14 protein-coding genes are annotated in these 19,657 nt (G+C 73.4%); 9 read left to right on the forward strand and 5 right to left on the reverse strand.

The genetic code is table 11. From position 1 onward, the window contains the following. Nucleotides 1-17 precede the first annotated feature (17 nt). From VMF51_RS01635 to VMF51_RS01645, 3 genes are all read right to left on the reverse strand, one after another. Nucleotides 18-1,037 carry a hypothetical protein gene (locus VMF51_RS01635; protein WP_325472638.1) on the reverse strand — a complete coding sequence of 340 codons (1,020 nt, stop codon included), beginning with the start codon at nucleotides 1,035-1,037 and terminating at the stop codon, nucleotides 18-20. Continuing rightward, nucleotides 1,021-2,235 (reverse strand): SAM-dependent methyltransferase, encoded by a 1,215-nt coding sequence (locus VMF51_RS01640; protein WP_325472639.1) that lies wholly within the window; start codon nucleotides 2,233-2,235, stop codon nucleotides 1,021-1,023. The genes VMF51_RS01635 and VMF51_RS01640 overlap by 17 nt, the downstream gene beginning before the upstream one ends. 83 nt (nucleotides 2,236-2,318) lie before the next feature. Beyond that, nucleotides 2,319-5,084: an FAD-binding and (Fe-S)-binding domain-containing protein gene (locus VMF51_RS01645; RefSeq protein WP_325472640.1), complete on the reverse strand. Its 2,766-nt coding sequence runs from the start codon at nucleotides 5,082-5,084 to the stop codon at nucleotides 2,319-2,321. 64 nt (nucleotides 5,085-5,148) lie between these two features. Between VMF51_RS01645 and VMF51_RS01650 the strand changes: the two genes are divergently transcribed. From VMF51_RS01650 to VMF51_RS01685, 8 genes are all read left to right on the forward strand, one after another. Continuing rightward, a complete protein-coding gene (locus tag VMF51_RS01650; protein WP_325472641.1) occupies nucleotides 5,149-6,354 on the forward strand; it encodes a glycoside hydrolase family 5 protein in 1,206 nt (401 codons plus the stop codon). Nucleotides 6,355-6,500: 146 nt separating this feature from the next. Further along, complete coding sequence (locus tag VMF51_RS01655; protein WP_325472642.1) at nucleotides 6,501-6,743, forward strand: hypothetical protein; 243 nt, start codon at nucleotides 6,501-6,503, stop codon at nucleotides 6,741-6,743. Next, complete coding sequence (locus tag VMF51_RS01660) at nucleotides 6,740-8,863, forward strand: glycosyltransferase family 2 protein (RefSeq protein WP_325472643.1); 2,124 nt, start codon at nucleotides 6,740-6,742, stop codon at nucleotides 8,861-8,863. The genes VMF51_RS01655 and VMF51_RS01660 overlap by 4 nt, the downstream gene beginning before the upstream one ends. Next, nucleotides 8,863-10,653: a hypothetical protein gene (locus VMF51_RS01665; RefSeq protein ID WP_325472644.1), complete on the forward strand. Its 1,791-nt coding sequence runs from the start codon at nucleotides 8,863-8,865 to the stop codon at nucleotides 10,651-10,653. Before VMF51_RS01660 ends, VMF51_RS01665 begins: the two co-directional genes overlap by 1 nt. Then, nucleotides 10,650-11,507: a hypothetical protein gene (locus tag VMF51_RS01670; protein ID WP_325472645.1), complete on the forward strand. Its 858-nt coding sequence runs from the start codon at nucleotides 10,650-10,652 to the stop codon at nucleotides 11,505-11,507. The genes VMF51_RS01665 and VMF51_RS01670 overlap by 4 nt, the downstream gene beginning before the upstream one ends. Next, complete coding sequence (locus VMF51_RS01675; RefSeq protein WP_325472646.1) at nucleotides 11,504-12,634, forward strand: hypothetical protein; 1,131 nt, start codon at nucleotides 11,504-11,506, stop codon at nucleotides 12,632-12,634. Before VMF51_RS01670 ends, VMF51_RS01675 begins: the two co-directional genes overlap by 4 nt. Continuing rightward, nucleotides 12,634-14,091 (forward strand): substrate-binding domain-containing protein, encoded by a 1,458-nt coding sequence (locus tag VMF51_RS01680; protein WP_325472647.1) that lies wholly within the window; start codon nucleotides 12,634-12,636, stop codon nucleotides 14,089-14,091. The genes VMF51_RS01675 and VMF51_RS01680 overlap by 1 nt, the downstream gene beginning before the upstream one ends. Continuing rightward, on the forward strand, nucleotides 14,091-15,218 hold the full coding sequence (locus VMF51_RS01685; RefSeq protein ID WP_325472648.1) for a hypothetical protein: 1,128 nt from the start codon (nucleotides 14,091-14,093) through the stop codon (nucleotides 15,216-15,218). Before VMF51_RS01680 ends, VMF51_RS01685 begins: the two co-directional genes overlap by 1 nt. A 75-nt stretch (nucleotides 15,219-15,293) precedes the next feature. On the opposite strand, the gene VMF51_RS01690 is transcribed toward VMF51_RS01685, so the two are convergent. Together VMF51_RS01690 and VMF51_RS01695 are read right to left on the reverse strand one after the other, a co-directional pair. Then, a complete protein-coding gene (locus VMF51_RS01690; protein WP_325472649.1) occupies nucleotides 15,294-16,190 on the reverse strand; it encodes an NUDIX domain-containing protein in 897 nt (298 codons plus the stop codon). After that, nucleotides 16,190-17,425, reverse strand: coding sequence for a geranylgeranyl reductase family protein (locus VMF51_RS01695; RefSeq protein WP_325472650.1), 1,236 nt, complete (start codon nucleotides 17,423-17,425; stop codon nucleotides 16,190-16,192). The genes VMF51_RS01690 and VMF51_RS01695 overlap by 1 nt, the downstream gene beginning before the upstream one ends. A 79-nt stretch (nucleotides 17,426-17,504) precedes the next feature. Between VMF51_RS01695 and VMF51_RS01700 the strand changes: the two genes are divergently transcribed. After that, the gene (locus VMF51_RS01700; RefSeq protein ID WP_325472651.1) at nucleotides 17,505-19,505 is read left to right on the forward strand and encodes a sensor histidine kinase; all 2,001 of its coding nucleotides are present in this window, start codon (nucleotides 17,505-17,507) and stop codon (nucleotides 19,503-19,505) included. Nucleotides 19,506-19,657: the final 152 nt, after the last annotated feature.

A 19,657-nucleotide genomic window follows, 5' to 3' on the forward strand; every position in this document is an offset into this window, starting at 1 on the left:
CTCGCCCGAGCGGGTGCTCAGCCGCGCCGACGACGCGCGGCAGCCCCCGCGGTGGCGACCAGCAGGACCAGGAGCAGGCCGAGCACCACGGCCCCGCCGACGAGCAACGCCGGCCAGGACCCGTCCTCGTCGCCGGACTCCGCCTCGCCCACCACCTCGTCGGAGGTCGTCGACGGGCTCGCACTCGAGGTCGGCGTGGGGTCGGGCGTGGGACTCGGACTCGCCATCGCCGCCTCGATCGCGCGCGGCACCCGCACGCTCTGCACCTCGCTGAACGCACCCTCGGTGCCGACGAGCACCTGCCCGCGCTCGTCGACGGCGATGCTCTCGCCCTGCTCCTGGGGCGGGAGGTCGAAGGAGCCGAGCTCCTCCAGCCGCGGCCAGGTCAGCACGGCGGCCCGCCCGTAGTTGCGCACCACCAGGTGACGCCCGTCGGGGAAGAACGAGCCATCGGTCGCGAGTCCGAGCGTCGTACCGATCTCCTCCAGCCGGTTCGGCCGGCCCGGGTCGAGGCGCGCGGGCGCGCGGTAGACCGTGCCCCCGAAGACGCCCTTGCTCACCACGACCAGGCGCCCGGTGCCGGGCTCGGTCATCAGCGTCTCGGCGTCGGTGGCGCCGTCGGGGTAGACGAGCTCGAACCGCTCCGGCTCGGCCGTCCGGTCCCCGCGCCCGACCGGCACCCGCAGCACCTCGATCGAGTCGCGGACGTGGCGGTTGTCGCCGATGTCGCCCACCCAGACCTCGCCCGGGCCGGCGGGGGCGACGGCCTCGACGTCACGCGGGTCGGTGTCCCAGCGGGTGACGCCGACGGTCTCGCCGCTGGTCGGGTCGACGACGAAGACCCGGCCCGGGTCGCCCGAGTCGTTGACCGTGACGGCGAGGCCGTCCCGGACGACCAGGCCGCTCGACTCCACGATCTCGGGATCCTGGAACGCGAACAGGACCTCGCCTGCGGCCGGGGCGGGAGCGCGGGCCGCACCGAGGAGGAACGGCAGGGCGACCAGGGCGGCCAGCGCCCCCTCAGGCGCGCGCGGCATCCAGCAGCTCCGCCAACCGCGGGCGGACCGACCAGGTCGCGACGAGGTCGTCGTACTCGGTGCGGACGGAGTCCTCGACCGGGGCTCCGGTGCGGACGGCGCGGAGCATCGTGTTGCGCGGCGTGTGGCGGCTCTCGACGAACTGGACGACGTCGACCCGGTAGCCCTCGCCGCGCATCAGGGCCGCGCGGATGCCGTCGGTGAGGGTGTCGGCCAGCCGCTCGCGCAGGATGCCGTCCCGGGTCAGCAGCGAGTACGGCGCGGGCGTGGGCGACTTCCGCAGCTGGGCGGCGATGTCGTGGTGGCAGCAGGGCGCGGCGAGCACGACCTGCGCGCCCCAGCCGACCGCCTGCGCGAGCGCCTCGTCCGTCGCGGTGTCGCACGCGTGCAGGGCGAGGACCACCTCCGGCGCGGGGTCCAGCTCGACGCCGCCGATGGTGCCGACGACGAACTCGGAGTCCACACCGAGCGCGGCCGCCACCTCGCTGTTGTGCTCGCGCGACTGCTCCTTGACGTCGACCCCGGTGACCACGACCGGGAGCCCCCGCACCGAGGTGAGGTAGCGCTGGGCCGCGAACGTGAGGTACGCGTTCCCGCAGCCCAGGTCGACGATCCGCAGCGGGTCCTCGGCGGTGGGCTTGCGCAGGTGGCCCTTCGCCCGGGCCTCGGAGATCGTCTTGTCGAGGAGCCGGAGGAACTCCTCGACCTGGCGATACTTCGCCTGCCGACTCGGCTTCATCCGGCCCTGCGCGTCGGTCAGTCCGAGCGCCCGGAAGACCGGGTCGTCCTCGGGGAGCAAGCGGTCCTTGGCCCGGTCGTGGCCGCGGGTCGCCTCGACCGGCGCGGTCCGGTTCTGGCTGTGCAGGACGCCCTCGAGCTTCTTGGTGACCCGGAGCTGGTGGCTCTGGGTCGTGGTGTCGACGTGCCAGTTGCCGAAGGGGAGCTCGAGCAGGCGGTCGACCTCCTCCCGGGCGGCGTCACCGACGGCGTGGTTGGCGGTGTGCGCCTGGGTCTGGTCGTACGACGTCACCTGCAGGTGCCGCCCCGACTTCAGGTCGACGTAGCGCAGCTCGACGCGCCGCCACGGGGGCTCGCTGCCGCGCCGGCGCCCGGTGGCCACGGCCTTGACCAGGGTGTCCGGGTCGAGCAGGTGGCCGCGGACGGTGCCGAGCGCGCGCTGCAGGGACTCCGAGGTCACCTACTTCACCACCGCGGCGATCACCACGATCACCAGCAGCGCCACGAGTGCGGCCGGGATGATCAGGCGACGGTGCTGGGGCTTCACCCGTCGAGTCTAGAAGCGAGCAGCTCGGCCAGGTGCATCGCCGGGACGCCCACGAGGTCCTCGAGCTGGTGCCGGCACGAGAGACCGTCGGCGAGGACCACCGCGCCGGCGTTCGCCCGCACCGCCGGCAGGAGGTGGGTCTCGGCGACGGCGACCGACGTCTCGTAGTGGTCCGGCTCCATCCCCCAGCTGCCCGCGAGCCCGCAGCAGCCCGGCACCCGGGTCACCGTCGCGCCCGCGCCGGTCAGCAGCCGTTCGTCGGCGGCCCAGCCGAGCACCGACGACTGGTGGCAGTGCGGCTGCGCGACCACCTCGACGCCGCTCAGGTCCGGCACCGGCACGTCGAGCCGCTCGACGAGCTCGGCGAAGGTGAGCACGCCTCGGGCGACCTGCTCCGCGCGCGGGTCGTCGACCAGCTGGACCGCGTCGCTGCGCAGCGTCGCCAGGCAGGACGGCTCCAGCCCGACGACCGGCACCCCGCTCGCGACGTACGGCGCCAGCGTCCGGACCGCACCCGCCATCGTCGAACGGGCGCGCTCGAGCTGCCCCGTCGTCAGCCAGGTGAGCCCGCAGCAGGCGTCGTCGGCGATCACGCAGACGCTCAGCCCCGCCGCCTCCAGGACCCGGACCGCCGCCCGGGCGGAGCCCGGGAGGAAGTGGTCCGTGAAGGTGTCCGCCCAGATCCACACGTCCGGGACCCGGTCGGGCACGCCCGCCGAGCGACGCAGCGACCGAGGCGCGATCGCGGGCAGCGTCCGGCGTCGGTCCACGCCGGCGAGCACGCCGGCGATCCGGCCGAGCAGCGGCAGTCGCTGCGCGCGGGACAGCACCGGGGCGACCGGCGCCGCGAGCGCCACCCAGCGCGGCAGCCCGCCGAGGGTGTGGTGGGTGCGCGGCCGGCGGCGGCCGTCGTACTGCTGGTGCAGCACCTCGGCCTTGTACGTCGCCATGTCGACCCCGGTCGGGCAGTCCGACGAGCAGCCCTTGCAGGCCAGGCACAGGTCGAGCGCCTCGGACACCGCCGGGGCCGCGAGACCCTCGACCAGCGAGCCGTCGAGCGCCTCCTGGAGGACGCGCGCCCGGCCCCGGGTGGAGTCCTTCTCCTCGCGGGTGGCGAGGTAGGAGGGGCACATCACCCCGGCCGTGGTGGGCGCGACGCAGCGCCCGACGCCGGTGCAGCGGTGCACCGCGTCGCCCAGCGACCCGGCGTCCTCGGCCAGCCGCAGCAGCGGACGCACCGGCAGTCGCGGCCGCACCGCACGCAGGTCCGCGTCGAGCGGCGCGGGATCGACGAGCACGCCCGGGTTGAGCACGCCGGCCGGGTCGCAGATCGCCTTGACCGCGCCGAAGAGCCGCAGCGACTCCGCGTCGTACATCAGCGGCAGCAGCTCCGAGCGCGCGCGCCCGTCACCGTGCTCACCCGACAGCGAGCCGCCGTGGTCGCGCAGGCGGAGCGCGCTCGCGGTGAGGAAGTCGCGGAACCGGCCGGTGGCGCCTCCCGTCAGGTCGAAGTCGATGCGCACGTGCACGCAGCCGTCGCCGAAGTGGCCGTAGGGCACGCCGTCCAGCCCGTGCTCGCGCAGCAGCTCGTCGAAGTCGCGCAGCCAGGCGCCGAGCCGCGCGGGCGGGACGGCGGCGTCCTCCCAGCCGGAGTACGCCGGCCGGCTCAGGCTCCGCGCCGCCAGGCCCGCTCCGTCCTCGCGGATCCGCCACAGCGCCGCCGCCTCCGCGGCCGAGCCCACCCGCCGGTGGGCCAGCGCCCCCGAGACGGCGACCAGCGACGACACGAGCGAAGGCGCGTCGGGCCCGACGACCTCCACGAAGAGCCATCCCGAGCCACGCGGCAGCTCGGGCACGGAGCCGCCGCGGCCCCGCACCAGATCGACGATCCGCGCGTCCAGTCCTTCGCATGCGACGAGTCGAGCACCGCCCGCCGACGGTCCGGACCCGCTCTCCACAGCCGCCGCCAGCAGCGCCGGCACCGCATCGGCCGCCTCCGGCATCGACGGGTAGCCGAGCACGACGAGCTCGCGCCCCGGCTCGTCCGGCACCAGGCGCACGATCGCGCCGAGCACCACCGCCAGGGTGCCCTCGGAGCCGACCAGGAAGCGGTCGACGGACCGGCGCTCGGGCAGCAGGTGCTCGAGGGAGTAGCCGCTGACCTGACGGGAGAACCGGCCGAAGCCCGTCCGGACGTGCGCCAGGTGGCCCGCCACCAGGTCGGCCAGCGCGCCGGGCACGTCCCCGTCCGCGGCGTACGCCGCGTCCAGCGCCACCACGTTGTCGGCGGTGCGCCCGTAGCCGAGCGCCCGCGACCCGCAGGCGTTGTTCCCGATCATGCCGCCGACGGTGCACCGCGAGTGCGTCGAGGGGTCCGGACCGAAGCGCAGGCCGTGCGCGGCCGCCGCCCGCTGCAGGGTGGCGTGCACCGTGCCGGGCTCGACGACCGCGGTCCGGGACTCGGGGTCGACCGACAGCACCCGCCCGAGGTGCCGGACGGTGTCCACGACGATGCCGGTGCCGACCGCGTTGCCGGCGATCGACGTACCGGCCCCGCGCATCGTGAGCGGTACGCCGCTCACCCGCGCCAGGTCGAGGATCGCGAGCAGCTCCTCGCGCGAGCGCGGCCGGGCCACGACCTGCGGTACGACGCGGTAGAGCGAGGCGTCGGAGGAGTAGAGCGCCCGCGTCAGGACGGAGTCGTCGACGTCCGTGACCCCGCGGCGATGGAGCTCGGCGAGCAGGTCCGCCCGGTCGCTCACGGATTCACGATAGCCCGCCGGGTGGGTGCCCGTACGATGCGTCCTCGAGGGAGAGGGGGCCTTCGTGCGCCGACGCGTGCGCGCTCTGCTGGCGACCGGGGTCGTCCTGCTGCTGGGCACCGCCGCCGTGCTCTCCGTCGAGCGCTCCGGCCTGCTGGGCGACGACGCCGACCCCGCCGCCTCGCCCACCGGGGCGCCGCAGCCGCGGGTCGACGGCAACCGCCTCGTCGACGCCCGTGACGGCAGCACCTTCGTGCCCCGCGGCGTGAACTGGTCGAGCTTCGAGTACGCCTGCGCCCAGGGCTGGGGGCTCAGCTCGCTGGACACCCTCGGCCCCGAGCCGCACGAGGCGCAGGCCGTCGCCGTCGCCGCCTGGGGCGCGAACACCGTCCGCCTCCCCCTCAACCAGGACTGCTGGCTCGGGAGCCGCGGGGCGCCCGTGAGCGACCAGTACGAGGACCGGACCGCCCAGGACTACCGCGACGAGATCGCCCGGTTCGTCGCGGCCCTGAACCGCCACGGCCTCGTGGTCGTCCTCGACCTGCACAGCCGCAAGCGGGCCACGGTGCCCGAGTTCGGCAACCTGGCCATGCCCGACGCCGAGTCCCTGGACTTCTGGCGCAGCGTCGCGACGGCGTACCAGCACAACCCGTCGGTCATGTTCGACGCGTTCAACGAGCCCTACTCGCGCTACGACGCCACCGACGACCTGGTCTTCGACCTGACCTGGGAGTGCTGGCGCGACGGCGGGTGCGACGCCCCGGCCGTCGACGACCAGACCACCCCCGACCCGCAGGACACCTACCCGGTCGAGGGGATGGCCGCGGTCGTCGGTGCCATCCGCGACAGCGGCGCCGCCCAGCCGATCCTGCTCGGTGGCCTCGACTACGCCAACGACCTGAGCCAGTGGCACGCGTACGCCCCCGACGACGACCAGCTCGTCGCCGCGTTCCACGGCTACGACTTCAAGACCTGCTCGACCCGCGAGTGCTGGGACTCCGTGCTCGCGCCGCTCGCCGAGAGCGTGCCGGTGCTCACCGCCGAGCTGGGGGCCACCGACCCGCTCGACGGCTACGTCGCCGACTACCTGGACTGGGCGGACGGGCACGGCATCGGGGCGCTCTTCTGGGTCTGGGCGGCCCACGCCGACGACCCGATGTCGCTCCTCGTCGAGCAGGGCGGCACCCCCACCGAGTACGGCGCCCGCGCGCGGGCCTGGCTCTCCGGCGATCCCTTCCCGACCGGGGCGACGACGACCCCCACCCCGTGAGTGACCACATTCACAACATAAGAACGGGTTTTTGACGTGCTGTTACTGCGCTGAGGAAGTTCAGTGGGAGCCCGCCCGCGAGGATCGAGCCGTCAAGCCCCACCGGACCCGAGACGGGCCGTGGGACATCGATGGGGAGAAGAGTGATGTCGGTCCAAGCAACGTCGTCGCGTCCGGGCGGGAAGAGCGCGGGAGCCGCGGGCCTCGGTGCCCTGATGCAGCTCGGCGTGTTCCTCGTGGTCGTCGTGGCCTTCCTGGTGGCGCCGCTGCTCGCGCTCGCGATCGCCTTCCTCGTCTACACCGTCATGCGCGCCCGGGGCGAGGCCAAGCGCCGCTCCGCCGGCTCCGCCGAGGTGCCCACCACGGGCTTCGGGTCGGGTGCCCAGTGACCGCCACCATCGTCGCCGCCGCGACCCGGCTCACCGACGGCATCGACCCCGAGCTCGGCCTGCTGCTGCCCGAGGGCTTCTGCCGCACGTTCCGGGTGCTGCCGTACGCCGAGGTCGACGGCGAGCTGCTGATCGCGACCGCCGACCTCTCCGACCCGATCGTCGAGCGCGTCGTCGCGGATCGGTTCTCCCGCCCGTTCGTCCTCGTCCGGCACACCGTCAACGAGATCAACGGCGCCATCGATGCCGTCTACCCCGCCCAGGAGGAGGCTCTCGAGTCCCCCGAGGAGCGCCGGGCCCGGGTCCAGATGGCCCGGATGCTGACCCGCAGCGGCCTGGTGACCGAGGACCAGCTGCAGGCGGCCACCCTGGAGTACTCCCGCACCGGCGACCCGCTCGGCGACATCCTGGTCGCGCACGGCGCGATCTCCGAGGACGTGCTGGTCGCGGCCCTCTCGGAGCTGCACCAGCTGCAGCGGGTCGGCCTCACCGACTTCGAGCCGGACGACGAGGTCACCCGCGCGCTGCCCGAGGCGCTCGCCCAGGAGCTGCAGATCATGCCCGTCGCCCGCACGGCCGACGAGTTCCTGGTCGCGGTCGCCCGCCCGCTCGGCCACGAGGACCTGGACCGGGTCGAGACCGCCCTGGGCCGTCCGGTCCGCCAGCTGCTCGCCAACCGCATCGACCTCGACCAGCTCATCCAGCGGGTCCACTCGCACCACTATGCCGAGGTCGCGACCCGGCTGATCATGGAGAACCGGCCCGAGCAGTCCGCCCACGTGGTCGTCTCCCCGACCCAGAAGGCCTTCTTCGTCTGCGCGGTCATCCTCGCCGTACTCGTCGGCATCGTGTGGCCGATGAAGACCCTGATCGGCCTGGTCGCGCTGTGCAGCATCGCCTACCTCGCGGTGTCGGTCTACAAGTTCCGACTCACCCTGCGCGCCCTCGGCACGCACCTCGAGTACGACGTGACCGAGGAGGAGCTCGCCGAGCTCGACGAGCGGATCCTGCCGATCTACACGATCCTGGTCCCGCTCTACAAGGAGGCCGGCATCGTGCCGCGGCTGGTCCGCGACATGAACGCGCTCGACTACCCGAAGACCCGGCTGGACGTGAAGCTCCTCTGCGAGGAGGACGACGTCGAGACCATCGAGAAGATCCGCTCGATGAACCTCCCGCCGCACTTCCACCTCGTGGTCGTCCCCGACAGCCTGCCGAAGACCAAGCCCAAGGCGTGCAACTACGGCCTGCAGCTGTCCAAGGGCAAGTACTGCGTCATCTTCGACGCCGAGGACCGCCCGGACCCGAACCAGCTGAAGAAGGCGTTCGTCACCTTCACCCGGGTCGACCGCAACGTGGCCTGCGTCCAGGCCAAGCTGAACCACTTCAACCAGGACCAGAACATGCTGACGGCCTGGTTCGCCAACGAGTACTCCATGCACTTCGAGCTGATCCTGCCCGCCATGGGCGCCTCGGAGTCCCCGATCCCGCTCGGCGGCACCTCCAACCACTTCGTGAGCTCGACGCTGCGCGAGCTGGGCGGCTGGGACCCCTTCAACGTGACTGAGGACGCCGACCTCGGCATCCGGCTGCACCGCGAGGGCTACCGCACCGCGATGATCGACTCCACCACCCTGGAGGAGGCCAACTCGGTCGTCCCGAACTGGATCCGGCAGCGCAGCCGCTGGAACAAGGGCTACTTCCAGACCTGGCTCGTGCACATGCGCAACCCGCTGCAGCTGCTCTCGCAGACCGGCCTGCGCGGCTTCATGAGCTTCAACCTGACGATGGGCAGCGCCTTCGTGCTGCTGCTCAACCCGATCTTCTGGGGCCTGACCACGCTGTACTTCTTCACCCAGGCCGGCTTCATCGAGCAGCTCTTCCCGGGCATCGTCTTCTACGCCGCCAGCGCGATGCTGTTCGTCGGGAACTTCGTCTTCATCTACCTCAACGTCGCGGGCAGCCTGCAGCGCGGCGAGTTCGGGATCACCGGCACCGCCCTGCTCTCGCCCCTGTACTGGGGCCTGATGAGCCTGGCGGCCTGGAAGGGCTTCATCCAGCTCTTCACCAACCCGTTCTACTGGGAGAAGACCGAGCACGGCCTGGACGAGGAGCACTGATGAGCACGTCCGTCACCGAGCCGAGCCCGGCCGAGCCGACGCCCGCCGCGACCACCACGCTCGACAGCGCCCAGGTCGAGAAGGACCAGGTCGTCCGCCGCGCCAAGGAGAAGCTGGCCGGCACCATCCAGGCCGTCGGCCACCGCCCGCACGACATCCCCCGCCGCCGGTGGGAGAGCCTGGCGATCTTCGCGTTCTTCGCCGTCGCCTACATCTGGTTCGGCTACTGGCTGGTCGTCCAGATGCACGTCGTGAGCTTCGAGACCCTGGACCGGCTGAACCGCTCGCTCATGGTCTGGCACAACGACCCGGCGAAGCTCTCCGCCATCGGCTTCGACTTCCCGCCGCTGACCACGCTGCTGATCTCGCCGCTGACTCTGATCCCCGCGCTGGCCCGCTCGCTGGCCATCGTCCCGGTGGCCTCGGCGCTGTTCGCCGCCGCGACCATGGTGCTGCTCAACAGCATGCTGCGCCGCGCGCAGGTGCAGACCGCGCTGCGGTACGCCGTCCTGCTCGCCGTCGGCGCCAACCCGCTGGTGCTGCTGTACGGCGCGGGCGGGTCGCGGCACTTCATCTGGATCTCGCTCGTCATGGCCGCGGTCGGCGCGCTGTTCGCCTGGTACGTCACCGCCGACATCCGCTTCGTGATGATCTCCGGCCTGGCGTTCTCGATCGCGACCCTGGCCGGCTACTCCAGCCTGATCTGGTTCGCCATCGGCGCGCTGATGATCGGCTCCGTGCTGAGCCGCCTCGGCGCTCGCGGCGAGGAGATCGAGGGCACGACGGTCGGCTTCGCCGCGCCCACGGCGTACGTCATCGCGCTGTGGACGGCCTTCAACCTGATCCTGCTGTCGAACCCGTTCGCCTGGATCACCAACAGCAACGACGCGGCCGGCGCCGCCGAGCACTTCAGCCTGCTGGAGCTGGCTCAGTACACCGGACAGCTCGTCCTGTACGGCGCCCCGCTGGCCATCGTCGTCCTGCCCGCGCTGATCTTCGCGGGCTTCAAGAACAACGCGTTCGCGCTGTGGCTCGCGGTGATGCTCGGCGCCGCGATCCTCTCCCCCGCGGTCTCGGTCGCCCTCGGCCTCGCCGACGCGCCGATGATGCGCAACGCGCTGCCCATCCTGCTGTTCGCGGTGGTCGGCGCGATCTGGTTGGCCCGCTCCCTCGGCACCCAGAACGCCGCGGTCAGCGCGATCCTGGTGGCCATCCTGGTCGTGAGCATCCCCTGGACGTTCCACGCGATGAAGTCCTACCGCTACCAGAACCTCGAGTCCGCCTTCGCCGCCGCGCTGAGCACCGGCGAGAGCCAGGAGGGCGCCAAGGCGGTCGGCGGCGGCACCATCGGCGTGGTCTCCGAGCAGGCGATGGCCGACTACATCCGCGCCAACATCGACGAGGACCACTCGATCCTCACCGACAACGCGCAGACGTACGCCGTGATGCTGCTGACCGGCGACCCCGCGCTCTTCTTCGACCGGGTCGACCGCTCCGACGGTCCGTGGCAGGAGGCGGCGAAGGACCCGGCCGGCGCCGACGTGAAGTACCTGCTGCTGTCGACCGACACCTCGGACGACCTGCTCAGCCAGCTCTACACCGAGGCCGTCGACGGCACCGACCCGATGCTGCCCGAGCTGTTCTCCACCCCGCGCTACCGGCTGGTCGGGGTCCCCGCCGCCTACCAGCGCGAGGACGCCGCCGACTCCGGCGACTCCGACTCTTCCGACGATTCCACCAGCACCCCGGCCCCGCCGTCCGGCGGCAGCCTAGGAGGTCCGGTCCAGTGATCGACCACGACAAGATCGCCCCGCCCCCGTCCCTCGCCGACATCCTGTCCGGGGGTGAGACCCTCATCGGCCGCGTCGACTTCGACTCGCGCCTGGTGACCGAGCAGCCCGCCGACGGCGAGCCCGCGGAGGCCGCACCGGTCAAGCCCGCCAAGCAGGTCAAGCCGGCCAAGCAGGTCGCGCAGACCGAGCCGGTCGAGGCGGCGGAGAAGCCCGCCCCCGCCGAGCCGGTCGACGAGGCGCCCGAGGCACCCGCGGAGGACGTCGAGCACGGCACCGACGAGCTCGAGGACCACGAGGAGTTCGCCGACCTGGACGAGTTCGACGACCTCACCGATCTCGACGACCTCGACCACCTCGACGGGACCGGCGCCGAGCAGTTCGACGAGTACGCCGACGCCTACGCCGACCCGCTCGCCCGGGCCAACCGCGAGCACCGCGAGCACCACCCGCGCCGGGAGCCGACGCTGACCAAGCCGTCGATGCGGCCCGAGGAGGACGTCGCCTACCTCGGCCTGTCGCTCGAGGAGGTCGCCGAGTCCGCGCGGGTCCGGATGCGCGCGGCCGAGGTCGCCCACCTGCGCCACCTGGAGGCTATCGAGAACGAGGCCGCCCGGCGCCTGGAGCTGCTCACCGCGCAGGCCGAGCTCGACGCGGAGCTGATCCGCCTGCACGCCCGCCGCGAGGCGCACGCCATCGTCACGGCCGCGCGCACCCGCACGGGGAGCCGCACCGTCAAGACGCCCGCCGAGCGGCGCCTCGCCGACGTGGGCGGCACGTTCTCGCGGTTCGCCGAGACCCTGGAGTCCAGCATCGAGTCCTCCGTGGCTCCCGACCACCGGAGCCACCCGTGAACGCGCGCCGCAACGGGCTCGTCGTCCTCACCGCCGTGACGGCCCTGGTGCTCGCGGGGTGTGGCGGCGACGACCCGAAGCCCGCCGAGCCGGACCTGCAGATCTCCGCGGAGGGCACCGACGCCGCGGACACCCTGACCTCGGCCGAGACCCGCTTCTTCTCCGACACCTCCCCGTGGAACACCCGGGCCGACGACCTCGGCATCGACCCCGACTCCGCCGAGATGATGGACCTGGCCCAGGAGCGGGTCGGCGTCGTCGAGAACGGCGACCGGATCCGCACCGAGCCGCGCCGGATCACCGACCCGGTATACATCAACACCGAGGCCTGGACGACGCCGGTCGTCGCGGGCGGCGTACCCACCGCGGTCGTGTGCCGGCAGATCGTGTGCGGCGACGGCGAGGACAGCATGGTCCTCGACGTCCCGACCGACATCGACCCGGACCCGCGCTACGACGGCTGGTACACCATCTTCGACCCCAGCAAGTCGATCGCCTACGACCTGTGGCGCGCCCGCCGCGAGGACGACGGCAGCATCTCCTACCACTTCATGCGGATCTGGGAGCTGAAGGGCGAGGGCTTCAGCGACCCGCAGGTCGTCGGTGCCCGCGGCTCCGGCCTCCCGCTGTTCGCCGGGCTGATCCGTCCGGGCGAGCTCAACGCCGGGCGGATCGAGCACGCGCTCGCGATCAGCGTGCCCGGCCCCGCCACGAGCTCGTTCGTCCAGCCCGCGTCGTCGACCGACGGCAACGGCCGGCCCCAGTCGCTGCCCGAGGGGGCGCGGATCCGTCTCAAGGGCGACGTGACGCTCGCCGAGCCGGTCGACCCGGAGACCGGCGAGCCGATCCCGATGACCGCCCAGCAGCGCCGGTACGCCGACGCGATCGTGCTGGCCCTGCGCACCTACGGCGCGATCGTCGTCGACCGCGCCGCCGTCCCCACGCTGTACGCCCAGCGCGACGTCACCGGCGACATGCTGCGCGGCAACGAGCTGCAGGGCCTGCACCTCGACGACTTCGAGGTCGTCGAGCTCGGCATCCGCCACCAGTACCCGCCCGACGAGACGGACGCCGGCGACGGCGCCCGCACGTCCGGCACCGCCCCGACCACCGAGGGAGCCCCGTGATGCGCCGTCCCACGCGCAGCGCCGGCGTACGACGTCTCACCGCCGGTGTCGCGGTCCTGCTCGCCGCGGGCCTGCTCGCCTCGTGCAGCTCCGACGAGCCGGACAGCGTCGACCTGGTCGCCGAGGCCCAGGACGTGCAGGAGCGCAGCGAGCTCGCCGAGCAGCAGGAGATCGCCCGCCGGGCGGCGCAGCTGCCCGACCGGCGGGCCGGCACGGTCATCGTCGACGGCAACACCCAGAGCTCCCTGACCCGCGACCTCACCGACGCCTACCTGCGCGACGGCGCGTCGACGACCGTCGCCGTCGACGCCAACGGCGAGGACCGCGCGTTCCAGCGGCTGTGCGCCGGCGAGATCGACGTGGCCGACTCCGACCGCGAGATCACCCGGGCCGAGTGGGAGGCCTGCCGGGCCGTCGGTCTCGACGTGGTCCAGTTCCAGGTCGGCGCGGACGCCGTCGTCGTGGCGATCAAGTCCGAGTCCGACGTCGGCGGCGACTGCCTCGACACCCAGCAGGTCCAGGACATCTACCGGGCCGGCTCCCCCGTCACCAGCTGGGCGCAGGTCGGTCTCGACGACGTACCCCTCAGCGTCGGCGGTCCCGACCAGGACAACCAGGCCTTCGGGTTCTTCGGCCGGGTCGTGCTCGACGCGCCGCAGCCGTCGCTGGTCAACCTGCGCTCCGACTACCGCGCCTTCGACAACGACCGGGGCTCCCGGACGTTCGTCGTCGGCAGCACCCGCGACAAGCGGCTCGCCGCCGCCAACGCCGACCGGCTGCGCGTCCGCGAGGAGCTCCGCAGCGAGCTCGCCGGCAAGCGCCAGGTCGTGGACGACGCGTACGACGAGGTCCAGAAGGCCGAGGCCGAGGTGGCCAAGGGCATCCGCGACCGGCGGCCCGCCGACCAGCAGGCGGCCGACCAGGCCCGCCTGGACCAGGCGCAGGCCGACTGGCGCGCCGCCCGGGCCGAGATGCGCGAGCTCCGCACCCGCTGGGTGCGCGCCCGCGACCGTGCGGCGGCCACCACGGCGGCGCACCGGCGCAACGAGGAGGTCCGCGGCCACGTCGCGTACTTCCGGTTCAGCTACTACGAGCTCTTCGAGGACCAGCTCCGCCCGTTCGAGATCACCCTGCCCGACGGCCAGCGCAACTGCGTGTTCCCGAGCCAGCGCACCATCGTCTCGGGCGAGTACCCGCTCGCGCAGCGCCTGCTGCTCACGACGACCACCCGCTCGCTGGAGCGCGAGAGCCTGCGCGACCTGTTGGAGTTCGCCCTCGAGCACGCCGTCGAGGCGGCCGACGAGGCCCGACTGGTCCCGCTGCCCGACGCCACCGTCGCCCAGCAGCTGGCGGTCGTCCGCGGTGAGCAGGCTCCCGAGCTGGTGGTCCCGGACGTCGACCCCGCGACGGCGAAGGCCTCCGAGGACGCCGCGCCCACCGACGAGCCGGCCGAGTGATGTCCCCGTCGCGCAGTCGCCGACGGGGCGGCGTACCCCTGCTCCTCGCGCTCGCGCTGGCGACCGCGGGGCTGGGTGCCGTCGCGCCCGCTGCTCCGGCGGCCGCGGCCTCCGGCGGCGCCGCGCGCGTCGTACCGCTGGACCCGAGCCGGGCCGGCACCGTGACCCGCGCCCCGGCGACCATGCGGACGGCCGCGCGGAAGAAGTCGGACCGCCGGGTCCAGCACGTCACGGTCTCCTGGAAGGGCACCAAGAAGCGCCGGGTCTACAGCAAGTCGGCGGTGATCCCCGGGATCGGGCGACTGGCGATGACCTGCCGCCCGAACGCGACGTACATCCGGCTGCGGGTCGAGGACCGCTCGGCGGAGACGCAGCTGTGGATGGCGAAGTACGAGACCAAGAACAACCGCGCCGTGGTCGCGACCAAGACCGCGCGCGTCTACCGGTACGCCCACGCGGGCGACGACGGCACCGGCGGCAGCGGCGCCACCGCCAGCGAGGGCCTCAACCAGCGCGGCCGGATCGAGAACTTCTCCAGCGGCTACCTCGACGGCGTGATCAGCCAGCGTCCCGGCCGGAACCAGTCGGTGGCGGGCTCGGCCCCGAAGCCCGTCACCTCGGTCAAGCTGAACTGGTGGTGGACCGGCTTCCGGCACCCGATGTCGTGGCGCTCGTGCAAGATCGACGCCGTCTTCACGACCCGCTACTCGCAGCGGATGGGCGTGAACTGGCACGGCGACGCCGACGCCGCGACCACCCAGCACGCGAACTACGCCATCTCCCGGCTCGGCACCCTGCAGCTGCGCTGCGAGCCCGACGTCAACGGCATCGAGGGACGACGCACCATCGCCCTGGCCCCCGTCGTCCGCAACCGCAGCGCGCGGGTCTGGGCGGAGACCGTCACCGGCGAGGGCCGCGTGGACCAGCACGTCGACGGCGAGAGCATCGGCTACGACTCCGAGACCGGCCTCGTCGGCAGCATCGACCTCCCCCGCAACGGCATGCTCCGGCTGTTCTTCGAGGTCGGCCGGGTCAAGCGCAGCTTCATCGTCTCGTCGTACCTGGTCACCAACAACCGCGCCCACCCCGAGCTGAACGTCTGCGAGACCGCGGTCGCCGCCTACTGACCCGTCCGCCGACCCGTCACCTTCTCGGCGGAAATCGCGGTGTGTCGTTGCAGGATCGACGGGTCGGCGAGCTGCTCAGGCCCCCGAGGTACGGCGGGCTGCCGCGTCGAGCGCGGCCCGGACGACGTCGAGGACCTCGATCGAGCCGGCGCGGACGTCGGCGACCGGGACCCAGGCGGCGCGGTCGGTGGTGCCGTCGAGCTCGGTGACCCGCGGCTCGGCGCCGTCGGGGACGGTGGCGGCGAAGACCAGGTGGACGGCGTGGAAGTCCTCGTGGCGGCCGGAGGGCGCCGTACCCCCGAAGTGCACGTCGTGCACCTCCAGGACCTCGCCGACCTCGCAGTCGACGCCGCACTCCTCGCGGACCTCGCGCACGAGCGCCTCCCGGGGCGCCTCGCCGTGGTCGATACCGCCGCCGGGCAGGGTCCAGGCGCCGGCATGGAAGCCACGCTCGGAGATCCGGGTGAGCAGCACGTCGTCGCCGCGGCACACGAGTGCGTACGCCGCGACCCGCTGCATCCGGAACGGCTCGTGGCTGCCCAGCGCGGAGCGGACCAGCGCCGAGGTCGGCACGGTGCCGTCCAGCACCGCCGCGACGGGATGCCAGGCGGCGTCCATCGTCGAGCCGTCGACCTCGACCACTCGCGGCGGAGGCGCGTCGCGGGGCACCCAGCCGTCGTACACCAGCCGTACGGCGTGGGCGTCGACCCGGCGACCGTCCCGCCGGGCCGCGGGCTGGTGGAAGGAGTCGACCCGCGCCTCCTCCCCCACCCGCACGTCGAGCCCGGTCTCCTCGTACACCTCGCGCACGACCGCGTCCCGCGGGTCCTCGCCGTGCTCGACCCCGCCGCCGGGCAGCGTCCACAGCTCCTGCGCGCTCACGCGCGGGGCGAGGCGGCTGAGCAGTACCTGCTCGTCCCGCAGGACCACGGCGTACGCCGCCAGCCGGCGCTCCTGCGGAAGCTCGTCCATCAGGAGAACGGCGGCCGGGAGTCGCGGGCGATCGAGCGCCGGCCGGCCCAGCGCCACACCCGTGCGGCCCGGTCGCGATCCTCGTCGGTCACCAGGTTGCCCATCCAGCGCAGCGCCAGGGTCATCAGCCAGTCCGAGCGCATGCCCACCGGGCCGAGGGCGGGGAGCAGCCGCGGGACGGTGACCAGGCCCGCGAGGCGGCGGGCGATCGAGAACGCCTCGCCGTAGTGCTCGGTCAGCAGCGCCGGCCAGGCCCGGTCGAGGGCCGCGCCGTCGGCGATCAGCTCGGCCACCAGGCGACCGGTCTCGAGCCCGTAGTCGATGCCCTCGCCGTTGAGCGGGTTCACGCACCCGGCGGCGTCGCCGATCAGCGCCCAGTTGGCGCCCGCGACGTTCGAGACCGCGCCGCCCATCGGCAGCAGCGCCGAGGTCGGTGCCCGCAGGTCGTCACCGAGCCGGAACTCCTCCCGGCGCTGCTCGGCGTAGTGCGCCATCAGCGGGCGTACGGCGATGTCGGTCGGCCGCTTCGCGGTCGCGAGCGTGCCGACGCCGAGGTTCACCTCGCCGGTGCCCAGCGGGAAGATCCAGCCGTACCCGCTGAGGATGTCGCCGTCGGCCCCGCGCAGCTCCAGGTGCGAGCTGATCCACGGGTCGTCGCTGAGCTCGGAGGCGACGTACGAGCGCCCGGCGACGCCGTACACGGTGTCGCGGTGCCACTCGCGGCCCAGCACCTTGCCGAGCGGCGAACGGACCCCGTCGGCGACGACGAGGGTGTCGCACTCGATCTCGACGGTGCCGCTGTCGGTCCTGAACACCACTGCGGCGACCCGCTCGCCGTCCCGTCGTACGTCGACCGCCCGGGCGCCGTCGACACCGGTGGCGCCGGACTTCAGCGCGGTGGTGCGCAGGTGGTCGTCGAGCTCCGTGCGGGCGACGGCCGAGCCCCAGTCGGGCAGCGACCCTCCGGGCCAGGGCAGCAGGAGGGTCTGGCCGAAGCCGTGCGCGCGCAGGCCCTGGTTGACGGTGTGGGCGCGCAGCCAGTCCTCGAGGCCGAGGCGCTGCAGCTCGCCGATCGCGCGGGGGGTGAGTCCGTCGCCGCAGGTCTTGTCCCGCGGGAAGACCGCCGCGTCCGCGAGCACGACGTCGGCGCCGCCGCGCGCGGCCCAGGCCGCAGCAGCGGCACCGGCGGGGCCGGCGCCGACGACCAGGACGTCGGTCCTCGCGGGGATGCTCACCCGCCGATTGTCCCATCGGCCCGGCTGTTCGGGGCATCCGGCCCTCGTGGCCGGGACTCCTGCGGCAGGATGATCGATCATGCCCACCGCACTCCGATCCCTCGGCGTCGCGCGTGGGAGTGCGGTGCTCCTCGGCGTCGTCTCGACGGCGGTCGGGCTCGCGTCGGTGGTGCTCGCCCTGGTCAACGCCTCGACGGCCGATCCCCCGTTCGAGGTGCACCGCGAGTTCTTCGTCTCCGACGTCCTCCTGGCCCTCCTGTACGGCGCGTTCGGCGCCCTGGTCGTGGCTCGCGGCCACGTCGTCGGCTGGCCGTTGCTGGGGGTGGGGATCGGGTTCTCGCTCACCAGCTTCGGGATCCAGTACTCCGTCCTCGGCGTGGCCCACCCCGACCTCCCGGCGTACGCCGTGGTCTCGCAGCTGGTCGTCTCCGGATGGGTCGCCGGCACCCTGTCGGCGATCCTGGTGCTGCCGTGGCTGATCGAGCGCGCCCCGCCGACCGGCCTGCGCCTCTCCGCCGCCGTCGCCGGTGCCCTGCTGGCGCTCAGCGCCGGGGTGAGCCGCTTCCTGATCCAGATCGAGGGCGCGCCCGACCACCCGCTGGCCTCCGCGCGGGTCTCCGACCTCGCCTTCCGCTACGACGAGTGGATCGTCCCGGTGTACGTCGCCGCGGGGGTGCTGGGCGCGCTGCGCCTCGCCCTGCGCGCGCGCCGGGCCGAGCCCTCGGAGCGCCGGGCGCTGCGCTGGCTGATGGTGAGCCTGCTCGCGCTCTCGCTGTCCTACCTGGCCTTCGAGGCGGGCCTGGCCTCCGCCGGTCCGTCCGTCGCGCTCGGCGCGTTCCTGCTCTCCGCGGCGATGGTCATGCTGCCGGCCGCGGTGTTCGTGCTCGTGGTGCGGGAGCCGTCGTACCGCGTCGACCTGGCGGTCTCCCGCGCCCTCGTCGGCGCGCTGCTGACGATCGCGGTCGTGGGCGCCTACCTGGTGCTGGTCTGGTTCGGCGGGCGCTACCTGCCCTGGGGCCGCGAGTCCGCGGGCCTGGTGGCCGTGGCCGGGCTGGCGCTCGCGGTGATGCCGCTGCGGACCTGGCTGCAGCTGCGCGTCGACCGCCTGGTCTTCGGCTCCGGCGCCGACGCCGGGCGGCTGCTCGACCGGCTCGGCGCGGACATCGAGCGCGGGCACGGCGACATGTCCATCCTGGAGGGGCTCGTCGACGGGCTGCGACGCGGTCTGCGCCTCCGGGCGGTCGTGGTGGAGGACGTCGACGGCCGGCTGCGCGTCGGCGCCGGCCCGCAGCCGATGTTCGTGCCCGTCGACGTACCGCTGCGCAGCCGGGGCCGCGAGGTCGGGCGGCTGGTCCTGGAGGCGCCGCTGGGCGAGCGGCTGGACCTGCGTACCCGCGAGCTGGTCGAACGGCTGGCCGCGCTCGTCGCCGTCGCGCTCGACCTCGCGCTCGTGAACGCGGAGCTGGAGGGCGCCCGCACCCGGCTGGTCGACGTCCGGCAGGAGGAGCGCCGGCTGTTGCGCCGCGAGCTGCACGACAGCCTCGGCCCGTCGCTGGCCGGTACGTCGCTCGCGCTCGCCGCCATCAGCCGCAGCTCCGGCCTCGCGCCCGCGCACACCGACATGCTGGCCCAGCTCCAGGGTGAGCTCGCCCAGCGCTCGGAGGACGTGCGCCAGATGTCGCGGCACCTGCTGCCGCCTCCCCTGGAGGACGGCCGTCTCGGCGAGGCGCTCGGGCAGCTCGTCGAGCGCTTCGACCAGGGCAGGTTCGCGGTCGCCGTACGCGCCGAGGACGCCGACCGCATCGACAGCCGCCGCCAGATCGCGCTGTACCACGTCGCCGCCGAGGCGGTCCTGAACGCCCACCGGCACGCCGGCGCGGCGCATTGCCGGGTCACCCTCGACCGGTACGACGACGGCGTCCGCCTGGTCGTCGAGGACGACGGCACCGGCGTGCCCACCGGCGCCCGGCCGGGCATCGGCCTGCGCTCGATGCAGGAGCGCACCGCCGAGCTCGGCGGCACCTTCTCCCTGGAGCCCACCTCCCCCGGCACCCGGATCACCGTCACCCTCCCCGACTGACCGCTTGTGCCGAGTCGGGCTCTTGTGCTGAATGTGTGGGTCAGGCTCGGCCTGGGAGGGCGGGGGTGTGGCCGCTGAGGGTCAGCATGAGGAGGCTGATGAGGGCGTCGGGGTCTTTGATGCCGAAGGCGATGCGGTTGCGTAGTCGGATG

This window comes from Nocardioides sp., assembly GCF_035503875.1.
In the GTDB taxonomy this organism is placed as follows: Bacteria; Actinomycetota; Actinomycetes; order Propionibacteriales; family Nocardioidaceae; genus Nocardioides.

Coding starts and splice junctions, on each gene's coding strand:
- VMF51_RS01635 (WP_325472638.1), bottom strand. CDS start 1,037: ATGCCGCGCGCGCCTGAGGGGGCGCTGGCCGCCCTGGTCGCCCTGCCG.
- VMF51_RS01655 (WP_325472642.1), top strand. CDS start 6,501: ATGTCGGTCCAAGCAACGTCGTCGCGTCCGGGCGGGAAGAGCGCGGGA.
- VMF51_RS01665 (WP_325472644.1), top strand. CDS start 8,863: ATGAGCACGTCCGTCACCGAGCCGAGCCCGGCCGAGCCGACGCCCGCC.
- VMF51_RS01680 (WP_325472647.1), top strand. CDS start 12,634: ATGCGCCGTCCCACGCGCAGCGCCGGCGTACGACGTCTCACCGCCGGT.
- VMF51_RS01685 (WP_325472648.1), top strand. CDS start 14,091: ATGTCCCCGTCGCGCAGTCGCCGACGGGGCGGCGTACCCCTGCTCCTC.
- VMF51_RS01690 (WP_325472649.1), bottom strand. CDS start 16,190: ATGGACGAGCTTCCGCAGGAGCGCCGGCTGGCGGCGTACGCCGTGGTC.
- VMF51_RS01700 (WP_325472651.1), top strand. CDS start 17,505: ATGCCCACCGCACTCCGATCCCTCGGCGTCGCGCGTGGGAGTGCGGTG.